Source organism: Paraburkholderia kirstenboschensis (genome assembly GCF_904848585.1).
Classification (GTDB): domain Bacteria; phylum Pseudomonadota; class Gammaproteobacteria; order Burkholderiales; family Burkholderiaceae; genus Paraburkholderia; species Paraburkholderia kirstenboschensis.
Map to the genome: position 1 here is coordinate 17,909 of NZ_CAJHCR010000027.1, position 11,838 is coordinate 29,746.

Here is an 11,838-nt window from a genome sequence, read left to right on the forward strand (position 1 = left end):
GCGCGCCACATGGCGTGCGGCCCGCTTATGGCGGGCCATTTTTTTTCGCTGCTGCAAGGCGCTCAAACAAAAATCGGTGCTGCCAGTATGCGATAACGGACGCGGATCGGACGCCGCGCGGTGGAGTCTGGCCACCGCTTCCGTCAGCAGTTTTTCCGCGCTGCAGGTGTCGGAAAGCACGTGATTGAAACGACCGTCGACGCTCTTGCGCTGTGCTATTTTCCACCGCTCCGGATAACGAATTATTTCTTTGCAACCATCTCGGTGCTGTTTCCAGATACGTCTGCATCGGCAGGATGCCGCCCTCTGGCCTGCGCTCGCCACGTGGCTTCGTGGCGCGTGTCATCGCAGCGTTCCCCGGGGCTGGAAAATCCTCGTAGCCCTCGTCCAGCGCGTAGCCGCTGTAGTCGGCGTAAGACGCGTAGACTACCCGCCTTCCGGAGCGCGTGAAGCCAGCCTGCCGCGAGCCCGGCTTCGCCTGGCAGGTGATCAGGCGGTGCGTGCCCGCGAGTTCGCCGAGGTACGCCCCATCCGGGGCGTAGACGTCGTTACCGGCAGAACGGCCGACATGGCGCCCGTCGTAAGTCCACAGATTGTCACGCTCGCGATAGCCGAAGTTGATGCCGCCCCCAGTCCACAGCCAGTTCATTCTTCTGGTCCCCGTTTCTGATGTTCACCGTCGCGGTATCGGGGGCCGCCGCAGGGCCGCCAGCAGCAACTCGCGGATCAGGTCCATCTCGCGCTTCATGCCTGCTCCCGGCCACGTTCAATGATGTGCTCGCGGCACTTTTCCTTGAGGGCTTTTACGACCGGGTCCACGAAAGGATTGCCCCGATAGGGCGCGGCCTTTTGGTCAATGGCAGCCTCTATCTGTTCGATTGCTGCCTGCACACTGGCCTGATCCCCCGGCACAACCGGGACTTGGGCAATTTCCCCCTCCAACGATTCGAACGCTTGCGACGCGTCCTTCAGTTGTCGCACAAGACCGTCCAGTCCTTCGACCATTTGTCCATGCTCCTATAACTGATAGAGGACATGATCGTATACAGGTCCACAGACAGACGAAGTTGGGCACTTCGATCACGCAAACACCTCTGGCACTGTCATTAATCAGAGCCTAAGCTCCGCTGTGGTAGCTCAATCGGGCCTGTGTGACCTCTAGGAAGGGCAAAACGTGCCGTACTCCACCGTCGTTGCCCGCGAGTTTTCTTCGATCGAACAGGAAAGCTTTTCTGGAAGAGTAGCTTCGCGTCAGTTGGCAACGATCCAGAGCATGACGTCGAATGACCGAAAGTAGCCGACCAGTGCCTTATGCGATTCGCATACGGAGCCGCCCGCGAGCGAAGGCGGTCGGCACACGCGACCCCAGTCCGGCGTCTGCGACTGAGTCAGTACAACGGCCGAAATGAGGGTGCGGAGAAATCGCCGATTCGCCGGTTGCGGAGCGCATATCGACGATCTCCGACAATTGCGTTCCGAAGTCGCTAGCGCCGTCACTGTGCCCGGGAGATACTTTCGACCACGCTTCCGTGACTCTTCGGCAAAGTGACGAGCGCTTCAGATCGCCGATCGCCGACTCATCAATCGCAAAGAATCGTACGTTGGTGAGCTGAACCCTTGAAGCCACTACACGCTCCGTCTGCTACCGCGAGGTCGTTGGCAGCAGACACGACTTGGGAAGGACGTGGCGGGTTCGTCCATGCCAAGTCGAGGCCAACGTAATCGGAGAGCCCCTCGTGAAGAAAACGAGGGCCTGTTATCGATGAAGACGCGCCATGCAGGTTCACATCGAGTACGGCACTGTCGAATTTATCTTCATTGGACCTGACGTACGCGAGCGCTTCGTCCAGCCAGCCGATGGGGCCGATGACCTTGGCCCCCGCATCTTCGATCAGGCCGCACAACGCCTGCGCGACGACGAAGTCGTCTAAGACGATCACTACCCGGCGTCCCTGAATGTCTGTACCCGGTTCCATCGGCTTTCCTCAGGTGTCGTCACGAGCGAGGCCGCCTTTCTGTTCGAACGGCATTTCAATCCGGCACGAAACGCCATCGGCACCGAAACTCAGTTCCGCCCTGGCGCGCAACGAGTACGCCAGGGCCTCTTCGATCAGCTGTCGTCCGTACCCGCGCTTGGTGGAATCGGGCGGAACGGGCAGGCCACTCTCGCGCCACTCCAGCAATAGCAACGACTGGTCCTGCCTCAGGTTCTTGACCCGCCACCGGATATCGAGCTGTCCCTGGCTGTTTTTCAGCGCCCCGTACTTCAGCGCGTTTGTTGCGAGTTCGTGAATGGCCAGCGCAACGTTCTGGACATATCGAAGGCTGAGGGGAACGCCCGGGCCGGTGATCGTAATATTATCGGCGTCCGTCCCGGCAATGGTTTCAATCTCCATGTGCACAATGTCAGCCAGATCGATATGCTCGCCCGCGGCCTTTCCGAGGAGCCCCTGCAGCCGTCCCAAGGCACGCAACCGGGCGATGAACGCCTCGACGGAGGCATGCTTCGGCAACGTCTGACGGGCGACTGACTCGACGAGCGCGAGAAGATTGCGCGTGCGGTGCTGGAGTTCCGCAATGAGGACTTTCTGGCGCGTCTCGGCGTGGGTCAGACCGGTGACATTCAGGAACGTGACCACCACACCTTCGGGGCGCCGGTCGCCGTTGCGGTAAGGCGAGAGACGGACGAGGTAATTGATCGTCTGGTCCTTGCTATCGATGCGGCGTTCGATCACTTCGCCTTCAGTCACCGTACGCGCGATGTCGCTGTCGAAGTGCGGTATGTGCAACGGACTTGCCAAGTCAGTGATGGGTCGCCCTCGGTCGGCCGGGCGGATATTGAACACTTCCGTCATGGCAGGCGTGAAGCTGCGAATCACCAGATGGCGGTCAAGAAACACGGTCGCCACCGCCGTACTCTCGAACAGGTTCTGCAGGTCGCTATTCGCGCGATCAAGCGCTTCGATCTTCCCGGTCAGTTCGTTGTTAACGGTGTGCAGTTCCTCGTTAAGCGAGACCAGTTCCTCCTTCGACGCTTCCAGTTCTTCATTGGTGGACTGCATCTCTTCATTGACGGAAACCAGTTCCTCGTTCGACGACTTGAGTTCCTCCAGTGCGGTCTCATACTCCTCGATCACGGATTGAAGGCGCTCGCGCGTGTCGCGCAGTTCCCGTTCCGTCTGCGCCGCCGTTCCGTCGTGTGCGGCATGAGCGCGGTCCAGGGCTTCCTCGCGGCTTAGCACCGCTCCCTGATCGATGAACAGGACCAGGAAAAGCGGCTCGATGCCGGGTTTGCTGCCCAGCGGCTCGACGGTGACATTCACCATCTGGACGCGTCCGTCGTCTTCCTCGACCGGGATGCCTTCCCGGGTCACTGAACGACCGGACTCAACCGCGTCGCGGAACACGGTTCGCAGTTCGACGCGGATGCCCTTGCGCGCCATGGTAAATATCTGCCGTGACGGAATACCGGCAGGCGGCTCAAGATATTTTCCGGTTCGCGCCGAGTAGTACGCGACGTCGCCGTCGCGATTGACCAGTACGTGGGGCGGCGAGAACCGCTCAAGCACCTGGGCGTCCACCATCTGGCGCAGCGCGACAGCACCAACATCCGTACGCCGCGCCGTCAGCTCGCCTGCGTGAGCGGCGCGCATTGACGAGACCATTAGCGGCAGCCGAACGTGCGAAGCAGGCACCGAACGCCGACGAAAAATACGATGTTTTTTCTCGACCGGAGCAAACAGGTCGTCGAACTGGCTGACACTTTCCGACGTGCCGAGAAACAGGTAGCCGTCGGGGCGCAACGCATAGTGGAACGTCGGAATGACCTGCCCCTGCACAGCCTGGCCGAAATAGATCAGCAGGTTGCGACAGGAGACCAGGTCGATCCGGGAAAAAGGTGGGTCACGGATCACGCTGTGCGGCGAGAAGATGCACAGGTCGCGCACCTCTTTCGCCACGACATAGCTTGCGCCATCGGGAATAAAAAAACGGTCCCGGCGTTCGGGCGAGACGCTGTCGAGTAGCTGCCCCGGATATTTGGCCGCGCGCGCGACTGCCAGGGCATGTTCGTCGATATCACTGGCGAATATCTGCACCCGGGGCACGACGGCAAGCTGGTCCATGTGTTCGCGCAGCAGGATACCGAGCGAGTAGACCTCTTCGCCGGTCGCGCATCCGGGCACCCAGACGCGCACCACCTCGTCCGCCCCGCGTGCCTCAAAAAGCTTCGGGATGACGGTACTTGCGAGCTTCTCGAACGCATCCGCATCGCGGAAGAAGTTGGTCACGTTGATGAGCAGATCCCGGAAAAGCGCGCCAACTTCCTGCGGATCGCGCTTCAGGTGTTCGACGTAGGCATCGATTGCCTCGACATGGATTACCTGCATACGCCGCTGCACGCGACGCATGAAAGTGTTCGTTTTGTAGCCACTAAAGTCATGGCCAAGCTGGCCGCGCAGGATGCCGTAAAGTTCCTTTCTTGCGTCATCGAGCTGTTGCTGTTCCGCCGCGCTTCGCGTCTTGAAGGCGATATCGTCCAGCACATAGGTGCTACGGGCGAATTCAGCGAGCTTTGCTCCCATCTGCTCGACGGGGATAGCAAAGTCGACGAGACCCGTGGCGATTGCGCTTTCGGGCATGCTCGCGTGTTGAGGACCGAATCCGTCGGCGATCTGGGCCATGGTCAGCCCGCCGCGCTCCTTGACCGCCTTGACGCCGAGCGTACCGTCGGAATCGCCGCCGGACAGGATGATACCGATGGCCAATTCGCCGCGGTCGTTTGCCAGTTCGCTGAAAAAGATGTCAATGGGCTTGCGCTCGCGCCGGCCCGTACTTTGCGCACGAACCCGCAGGTGGCCATTCTCGATCCCGAGGACCACATTGGATGGCGCCACGTACACGCTGTTTATCTCGAGCTGCATGCCGTCGGCCGCGACCTGTACCGGTAGCGCCGTATATCGCGCCATGGTCTCGTGCAGCAGGCTTTCACGGTCCGGGCCGAGATGGGTGACGACGACAACCGCGACGCCGGGCTCCGCGGGCATTCCGCGAAAGAAGCCGTCCAGGGCTTCAATGCCTCCGGCTGAGGCACCGACTCCGGTAACCGGAAACCGCAATACGCCGTTCACAGACCCCTCCCGCGCCTTTGCACCGGCCATTCGCGATCGTTGGTTCCAACGACTTTGGCCCCGTGGGCGTCGCCTGGTGCGACAGCGTTCTGGGCGATCGGCGTCGGGCTCGAAAATTGCGTTTCCAGCAGGCGGAGCGCCTCCCGAAACACTTCGCTCGCCGTGCGGTAACGGCCAGAGGCCACCCGACTGTCGACGAAGTGGCACAGGTGCTCCGTCAGCGACACGCTGAGTGCGTATTTGCTCGACATGGGTCTACTCTCGGCAGTGTATGCAATCCTACGGTACTACCTTGTCCTATCCCGCGTCTATCGACGTATCGACACGCGCCCTTATACTGACCGGGCCGCGGATTGGCATGAAGAGTGTCGAGATGTCGAGACCGTAATCGTTCCTGATGCCTCGCGATTTTTGACGCTCCAGCCATCAGGACTGGACATTCCCATCGACTGCCGGTGACCTTGCTGCATAGCGGTATGCAAAGGCTCTTGTCAAACATTGCGCCTGTTAGATCAATGGAGCGATCAAGTTATAGACCATCGGCAGCGATTACACCCGGGATCGGCGCGCCCGCTTGAATATGGCTTGGGGACCAGTCCAATGGCCGTTTTTGACCAGATACTGTTGAAAAAGTCGCTGACCGTCTCTCTCACAAGGTCTTCAGGGTCTTGTTACCCTTGGCCGGCGTGCGCGAGCGGTTTGTAGGCCGATCTGGGAGGTCGATTTTCGCACAGGAGAACTGAGGAAGCCGCGCGGCGACTTTTTCAACGGTATCGGCCACGGCTGAGACGTTCAGGGAAATCGCTGAACGGCGGCAGCGGTCGATAGGCGACCGACGCGCTTGGCACCAGCTTCAGCAAACCGATAGCAAGGATTTTTCCGTTCCGGCCCCTGAACTGATATCAGGCGCGCCCGTGACCACGGTTATCGTCGTCTCTGCAAGCCCGGCACGCCTTGCCAGCACCCGTGCCGACGGAGTAGGATTGAATCCTGTCAGCCCGGAGAGCGCGCCATGCGTACCACACAGCAGTTCAGCATTACCCTGCCCCACGAGATGGCCGAGCTCATCCGCACTAAGGTCGCCAGCGGCGAGTACGCTTCTGAAAGCGAGGTGATCCGCGACGGCCTACGTACCCTCGCGGCCCGCGACAGGGCCATCGATGCCTGGTTGCGTGACGAGGTGGTGCCTGCGGCCCAAGCGTTGCGCGCGGAGCCCGCGCGCGCGCTCACGCCCGAGCAGGTGCGCGCTCACCTGGCGAAGAAGCGCTCCGGCCCCGCATGAACTACCGGGTGCAGTTTGCCCCGGAAGTGCGGGACCAGCTTGAGGACATCGAAAGGTTTATCCGTGAAGCGGGTTCGCCCATCACGGCGGCCCAATACGTCGACGCCATCGTGAGCTTCTGCCTGCGCCTGCAGACGTTCCCTGAGCGCGGCGTGCCGCGCGATGATCTGTTGCCTGGCCTGCGCGTGACCCACTACCGGCAGCGCGCCGTGATTGCTTACCTTGTGGATCCCGAGGTGGTGTCAATCGTTGGCGTGTTCTACGGCGGACAGGCTTGGGAACCGTCTTTCGCGGACCCGACGGAGCACGACCACTGATGACGCGCCCGCACCGTGTTGCCGATGCGGGCGTTCGGCGCGCAATCGTCGAGTCAGTCGATGAGCACCGCAGGAAATTGAGAAGCACGGTCAATGGATTAATCTCGTCACCCTGACCAGCAAACTGTTCTGAATCCGCCGGATGCCGCTCGGCATTTCAACGGCAGTCGCGACGTGATGCTGCGCAACGATGTGCTGTCAGCGTTGCAGCAGTACGATGGGGCGGGCGCGCGGCGCGCTGCAGGCCCTGGCGAAAGAGTATCCTGACGACGATGTGTTAATGTATTTCGGCGCGGTCGTCAATGCCTTCGAGGGTCGATCGACGGTCCCGTTTGACTGTGGCGAAGCCGCATTGCGGGCTCGCCAGGCACTATCTCGCGAAGTCCAGCCCGCAGTCGCGCGCGTGTTCGCGAGGCAGAGCGGGGCGACCTGGCTCGCACCGCTCTGGGCAGAACTGGCCGGTCGCGCCGCTCGCTGCGCTGCCTTTCCGTGCGGACCACGCAGATGCGCACGCGGCGCCGCTCTTCCTGCTTGCTGCGAGGTGGGCCAAGGCCTCTGACGCGATATCCCGCATCACGTCCTGGCGACGGATTCCAGCGCCGCTATGCTGGATGACGAAGGCGCGCTACCGGCTCGACGGTCGGGACGCGGCCTGGCCGTTGCTGGTGAACTTGCGTGGCTTTCGCCATCCCGGTTTGACCGCCTTTTGAGCCGGCTTGACGACGCGTGCGTCAACCGGTTGCGGCGCGCCTTCGATACGTCGTTCGACGGCGCCCGAGACATTCACGATCTGGAATGGTTTCCGGCCTGGGTACTCACGGACAAGGCCTGCCTCGCACCTCTGTTCAGACTGGCAGAGCCTTCGCGACAGAATGGGCCCGAGCGGGCAGCGAAGGTGATGCTCGGGTTACCCAGCCTGGAGCGTCAGGGCCGGCATCACGACCCGCTCGAAACCCGGCGCGAACTGGAGGCGCTCAACGCGGCCCTGTACGCTGCCTGTATGAAGACGCGTTGAGCTGGCACCCCGGAGCATGATGCGCACAACCTCTCACACCGCTCACAAGTGGGCTTTCGCCACGCGATTCCGGCGTGGCGCCTTCGGCTGGAAGTCCGCACTGCCGATCCAGCGTCTGAAGGAGGCCTTGACAGAAATCCGGCAGATCGCCCGTGCCGATCCTGTTCTCGCCGCTGACGGCGCGGTCGCTCTGCTCGAAAAGCTTTCGCCGGCGCTCGAGCACGTGGACAGTTCTTCCGGGGCGATCAGTACCGCCGTGAATCGCGCCATCGATGCGCTGGTGCCCGTCATTGCCGGGGCGGATGTGCCCGCTCCGGTCCGCATGCGCTGGCTTGACCGCCTGTTTGACGCGCTCCAGGACGACCGGATGCCGTATATCGAACAGCTGGGCGATCGCTGGGGCGACCTGTGCACCTCATCCACCATCGCGTCCTCATGGGCAGACCGGTTGTTGCCGGTTACAGCGCGCGTGATGGGCGCTGAGGGTCTCGGCGAGCATTTCGCGGGTACCACCGCCTGCCTCAGCGCGCTGAATGCCGCCCGCCGCCATGAGGAACTACTCGCTCTCGTGAACGGCGCGCGCCTGAACTGGTGGGGGTATCGCCAGTACGGAGTGGACGCACTGATTGCATTAAACCGACCGGCTGAAGCACTGCGTTATGCGGACGCGTCGAGGGGGCTGAATGCGCCCACTGCCGCCATCGCCCGCAAATGCGAAGCGATCCTTCTGTCGAAGGGCATGATGGACGAGGCATATCGGCACTACGCGATCGAGGCCAATCAGGCCACCACGCATCTCGCGACGTTCCGTGCCATCGCGAAAAAATATCCGGACAGGAGTCCCGACAGCATTCTCCACGATCTGGTCGCGAGCAGTCCCGGCGCCGAGGGGAAATGGTTCGCCGCCGCGAAGGACGCCGGCCTGCTCGATCTGGCGGCGTCGCTCGCGATGCGCGGCCCCGCCGACCCGCGAACCCTGACGCGGGCCGCACGCGATTTCGCCGCACAGGCCCCAGCGTTCGCGATGACCTGTGGTACGGCGGCGCTGCACTGGATAGACGCAGGTTTTGGATATGAAATCACCAGTGAAGATGTACTCGATGCCTATTCCTCGCTGTCACAGGCGGCGCTCGCGAGTGGCATGACGCGCGACGAGCTTAACCGGCAGTTGCGCAATCAGTTCGCGGCCAGGCCAGGGCATTCAGTTGTCGCCACGGTGCTGGCGCATTATTGGGTCGCATGACGGCGCGGTGCATCCAGCTCACCAGGAGGGCGGCTCATGCAAGGCCTGCGGCCCGGCGTGCTGTCGTCAACGGGCGGCCCCAGGCCTGCGGGATGAGCGCCACCGTTATGCCGTCGATGACTGAACTGAAGCGTAATGCGGTTGTTGCCGGTAGTTTTACGACAGACAGAAGTCTGTACAGGACTTGCATCATGAAAGAGTACAACCCTTGTTGCGCACCCGAACCTGAATCATGGCTCGAACTCGACGAACAGGAGCGAATTGCGCTTGTCGAAACGTATCACCGCGTTGCCCGGATCAAGCTTCCCAACGTCACGGCACACGCAGCGCTACACGCGATCGTCGAAAACCAGATTGCCCTGAACCTTGAACCCGTGGTCCGGGCGGTGGGTCGCCTCGGGAAAGAAGGGCTTACGCGTCACGACGCGGTTCACGCGATCGGCTCAGTCGTCGCAGAGCATCTGTTTGATATTTTGAAGACGGATCAGAACGACGATGCCGCGACTTCCCAGGCGCGTTATTACGCGGAGGTGGAGCGGTTGACCGCAGCGAGCTGGCGCAGAGGCGAACACTGATGCCGATATCGTCGAAACTTCAGCCGCGGTTCGAAGTGAGACAGCGTTTCGGGTTGAGTCATGCCCATATACAGATGCGCGCGAACTGGAATTGAATCCCCCGAAAATTCGAGTCACTGGCTAAAGGGAGCAGGAACCGTGGAAGCGCCCCGTCGCGGAATTTATCGCGCATTGCTATCACCAGCGCTTTGGTCCTACGACGCTAGAAAACGTGCAATCTCTGTAGGACGTCCTGAAGCGCGCGGAAGGACGGCGCAGCGAGCGGCAGGAAAGAATAACGAACAGAGCGGTTCCACGGACAGGGCCACAAGGTAGCGATGACGGGTCGAGTAAAAGTTGCCGGACCTCTGCGCACGTGGTGGTGAATAGAGTTCGAACAGAATGGGCATGACGACCGTCTGCGTGGGCGATGCTGGTTTGCGCCAAGGCTGCTTCTACTGTTACCTCCCAAACGCTTCTACTTTCGCTTCATTGCACGCTAACGCTCACCACTCGCGCGGCTACCTGGCGGCGCCATCGCGAAGGCGAAGGGGGTAGATAGTTGCGGTATGTACCCCTTGATTTCGCCACAAATCGGCCATGCAGCGCGGTCAATGACGTCCCGCCGAGGCCCGGTTTGCCGAGACGCGGTCTACTGGCTTGCGACGCTTCCTGTTGGAGGCGGGGCAGGGACTGTGACGATTGCGTCAGAGCCATTACGCCGGAGCTCCTGCACGTGGCCTTGCTGTGACGATAGGTGAGCGTCTTCGGGAGGTCGCTTGTTGGATCGGGACACAGGCGGCGAAAGGGCTGGGCGGCATGAAACAGTGGCGCAATGCGGCTTATCACCATTAAGCGCCGTCAGAGGGCGTGCCCGTGATCGCCGACACCGGGTTGAGCGACGGGACGCAACGCTCAGCGTCGGGGCTACTTGACAGCGCCATGGGGAAAGATAGAGGGGAGGGACTCCGCTCACTTAAGCGCAGCTCAGGCGTGTCACCGGGGCGACAGGTGCCCTAACGTTGGGTGACCTGTCGCACAGGGGTTCCGAGATTCGATGCATTAAATGCAGTTTTGGTAATAGCAGTTATCAAAACTGGAGTGAGACTGAAATTGGCGGTCGGTCGCGAGCTCCGCTTTTCGTCGTCGCCCGCCGTCGGGGAAACCTGGAAGTGAGTTCGCCGACCGTGCTGCGGAGTCTGCAGGCGCGGCGAGCGCTGCGGTTGCTGAGGTGTGAGGCTGGCGAGGACGCCGGTCGCTGATGCGCGCGTCAGCGGGAAATCGGGATACGAAGGGTTGCAAGGCCATCAGCCGCTCCATTTGACGACATTGAATGCCGTATCGACGGATTACGGCGCGCAACTTGTAATGACTGCACCGCGGCATGGGCATGCGGTGACCCGTGACGGTCGTGATCGCGGTTGACCGACGGAATCGCTGGCGTCGTCGGGAATTCGGGCCGCCCCACAAAAGGTGACCTTTAACGGCCATGCCACCGATGGGCAGTGTCGGCTGCATGGCTGCCAGTCCGGAGGCGCCGCTCTGAAGCCGGTTGCGCACCGGTGCGGGAATCGGGTAGGGTGCGGCATTCAACCCCAACCTGAAGGACATCACCATGAACGAGCAGGACCTCGTCGACGCCGTCGCCGCAAAAACCGGCACCAGCAAGGCGCTGGCCGCCGAAACGCTCGACGCGCTGCTCGGCACCATCACAGCGACCGTCACGAAGGGCGACACCGTGCAGCTGATCGGGTTCGGCGCGTTTTCGACCGGGGCGCGTGCCGCGCGGGTCGGTCGCAATCCGGCGACGGGCGCCGAGATCCAGATCCCGGCCGCGAAGACGGTCAAGTTCACGGCGGGCAAGGCGTTCAAGGATGCGGTGAACGGGGCCTGAGGTCCTGCAACCCGTTCGCGCGGACGGCGCCGGCTGTGCATGGTCAAGTAATATCCGGGCTGCGGCGTCTGGACCTGGACGGCGTCGCCTTGAAGCATCGGTGACGCCATACCGCGGTGGGCAACGACAGCCGCGCCCATCCGGTTGAGTCTGCTTCTGAAATGGCAAACCTCCAGGAAAACAGATGATCACGACGCCGGCGGAACCTGCTGTGTCCACCCATCGGCGCGCTGTTGCGCTACCGCTCCGGCATCGCGCGCGAGCGTGAGCGCTGAAGAGCGGGCCACCCCGCGATGACCGAGTGACGTGATACCCATGGCCGGACTGTCGTCAGCACGGCGAGGTGGCGCAGTCCGCACGAACTTGGGGCGCAGCTTTTCTGAATCTTTCCGGTCTTCTGTCGA

The 11,838-nt window shown here is 61.9% G+C and carries 11 protein-coding genes; 6 read left to right on the top strand and 5 right to left on the bottom strand.

Annotation, left to right across the window (positions count from 1 at the left end):
• Window positions 1-25: 25 nt before the first annotated feature.
• The 5 genes from JMY24_RS35335 to JMY24_RS35355 form a co-directional block, all read right to left on the bottom strand.
• A complete protein-coding gene (locus JMY24_RS35335; protein WP_201703847.1) occupies window positions 26-649 on the bottom strand; it encodes a hypothetical protein in 624 nt (207 codons plus the stop codon).
• A gap of 95 nt (window positions 650-744) precedes the next feature.
• Window positions 745-1,005, bottom strand: coding sequence for a hypothetical protein (locus tag JMY24_RS35340; RefSeq protein WP_128593990.1), 261 nt, complete (start codon window positions 1,003-1,005; stop codon window positions 745-747).
• Window positions 1,006-1,580: 575 nt separating this feature from the next.
• Window positions 1,581-1,976 (bottom strand): response regulator, encoded by a 396-nt coding sequence (locus JMY24_RS35345; protein ID WP_201703849.1) that lies wholly within the window; start codon window positions 1,974-1,976, stop codon window positions 1,581-1,583.
• Window positions 1,977-1,985: 9 nt separating this feature from the next.
• Window positions 1,986-5,129, bottom strand: coding sequence for a CheR family methyltransferase (locus JMY24_RS35350; protein WP_268960843.1), 3,144 nt, complete (start codon window positions 5,127-5,129; stop codon window positions 1,986-1,988).
• Window positions 5,126-5,380, bottom strand: a complete 255-nt coding sequence (locus JMY24_RS35355; RefSeq protein ID WP_128593991.1) for a type II toxin-antitoxin system ParD family antitoxin — start codon at window positions 5,378-5,380, stop codon at window positions 5,126-5,128. Before JMY24_RS35355 ends, JMY24_RS35350 begins: the two co-directional genes overlap by 4 nt.
• A 761-nt stretch (window positions 5,381-6,141) precedes the next feature.
• On the opposite strand from JMY24_RS35355, the gene JMY24_RS35360 reads away from it, so the two are divergent.
• The 6 genes from JMY24_RS35360 (at window position 6,142) to JMY24_RS35385 (ending at window position 11,434) form a co-directional block, all read left to right on the top strand.
• Window positions 6,142-6,411 (top strand): type II toxin-antitoxin system ParD family antitoxin, encoded by a 270-nt coding sequence (locus tag JMY24_RS35360; protein ID WP_128593992.1) that lies wholly within the window; start codon window positions 6,142-6,144, stop codon window positions 6,409-6,411.
• On the top strand, window positions 6,408-6,728 hold the full coding sequence (locus JMY24_RS35365; protein WP_128593993.1) for a type II toxin-antitoxin system RelE/ParE family toxin: 321 nt from the start codon (window positions 6,408-6,410) through the stop codon (window positions 6,726-6,728). Before JMY24_RS35360 ends, JMY24_RS35365 begins: the two co-directional genes overlap by 4 nt.
• A gap of 604 nt (window positions 6,729-7,332) precedes the next feature.
• Entirely contained in the window at window positions 7,333-7,743 is a 411-nt protein-coding gene (locus JMY24_RS38885) for a hypothetical protein (RefSeq protein ID WP_236597696.1), read from the top strand.
• 16 nt (window positions 7,744-7,759) lie between these two features.
• Window positions 7,760-8,986, top strand: coding sequence for a hypothetical protein (locus tag JMY24_RS35375; RefSeq protein WP_201703853.1), 1,227 nt, complete (start codon window positions 7,760-7,762; stop codon window positions 8,984-8,986).
• A gap of 191 nt (window positions 8,987-9,177) precedes the next feature.
• Window positions 9,178-9,561 (top strand): hypothetical protein, encoded by a 384-nt coding sequence (locus JMY24_RS35380; protein ID WP_128598384.1) that lies wholly within the window; start codon window positions 9,178-9,180, stop codon window positions 9,559-9,561.
• A gap of 1,594 nt (window positions 9,562-11,155) precedes the next feature.
• A complete protein-coding gene (locus tag JMY24_RS35385; RefSeq protein ID WP_201703855.1) occupies window positions 11,156-11,434 on the top strand; it encodes an HU family DNA-binding protein in 279 nt (92 codons plus the stop codon).
• Window positions 11,435-11,838: the final 404 nt, after the last annotated feature.

Excerpts from the sequence above, each read along its gene's own strand:
- JMY24_RS35335 (WP_201703847.1), bottom strand. The coding sequence starts at position 649 with ATGAACTGGCTGTGGACTGGGGGCGGCATCAACTTCGGCTATCGCGAG.
- JMY24_RS35345 (WP_201703849.1), bottom strand. The coding sequence starts at position 1,976 with ATGGAACCGGGTACAGACATTCAGGGACGCCGGGTAGTGATCGTCTTA.
- JMY24_RS35360 (WP_128593992.1), top strand. The coding sequence starts at position 6,142 with ATGCGTACCACACAGCAGTTCAGCATTACCCTGCCCCACGAGATGGCC.
- JMY24_RS35375 (WP_201703853.1), top strand. The coding sequence starts at position 7,760 with ATGATGCGCACAACCTCTCACACCGCTCACAAGTGGGCTTTCGCCACG.
- JMY24_RS35380 (WP_128598384.1), top strand. The coding sequence starts at position 9,178 with ATGAAAGAGTACAACCCTTGTTGCGCACCCGAACCTGAATCATGGCTC.
- JMY24_RS35385 (WP_201703855.1), top strand. The coding sequence starts at position 11,156 with ATGAACGAGCAGGACCTCGTCGACGCCGTCGCCGCAAAAACCGGCACC.
- JMY24_RS35355 (WP_128593991.1), bottom strand. The coding sequence starts at position 5,380 with ATGTCGAGCAAATACGCACTCAGCGTGTCGCTGACGGAGCACCTGTGC.
- JMY24_RS35340 (WP_128593990.1), bottom strand. The coding sequence starts at position 1,005 with ATGGTCGAAGGACTGGACGGTCTTGTGCGACAACTGAAGGACGCGTCG.
- JMY24_RS35365 (WP_128593993.1), top strand. The coding sequence starts at position 6,408 with ATGAACTACCGGGTGCAGTTTGCCCCGGAAGTGCGGGACCAGCTTGAG.
- JMY24_RS38885 (WP_236597696.1), top strand. The coding sequence starts at position 7,333 with ATGCTGGATGACGAAGGCGCGCTACCGGCTCGACGGTCGGGACGCGGC.